Source organism: Trujillonella humicola, assembly GCF_046233715.1.
GTDB lineage: Bacteria > Actinomycetota > Actinomycetes > Mycobacteriales > Geodermatophilaceae > Trujillonella > Trujillonella humicola.
In genome coordinates, this window is record NZ_JBJNRJ010000156.1 from 1 (window position 1) to 452 (window position 452).

General features: G+C 79.9%; 1 protein-coding gene. It reads left to right on the forward strand.

The window, feature by feature from the left end:
* On the forward strand, nt 1-452 hold a 452-nt coding region (locus tag ACK586_RS25530), incomplete at both ends, for a DUF222 domain-containing protein (RefSeq protein ID WP_409333335.1).

Here is a 452-nt window from a genome sequence, read left to right on the forward strand (position 1 = left end):
GCTGCCGGCCACCCTCGCCGCCCTGGACGCCGGCACCCTGGACTGGCCGCGGGCCCGGGTGCTGGCCGACCAGCTCGGCTGGAAGGCCCGCGGCGTGGACCCGGCCGTGATCGCCGCGGTCGAGGCCGCCGTCCTCCCGGCCGCCGCCGAGCTGTCGATCCGCCAGCTGGAGGCCGCGGTCCGCCACGAGCTCACCGCCCGCGACGCCGCCGCAGCCGACCGGCGCCGCACCCAGGCCGAACGCAGCTGCGACGTGACCGTCCGCCCGCTCGGTGACGGGGTCAGCGAGCTGGTCGCCCGCATGCCGCACGAGCTGGCGGTGGCCTGCCGGCGCACCGCCGACACCGACGCCAAGGCCGCGAAGACCGCCGGTGACCCCCGGCCGCTGGGGGTGCTGCGCGCCGGAGCGCTGGCCGACCGCATCCTGCAACCCGGCGCCGACCGCACCCCGG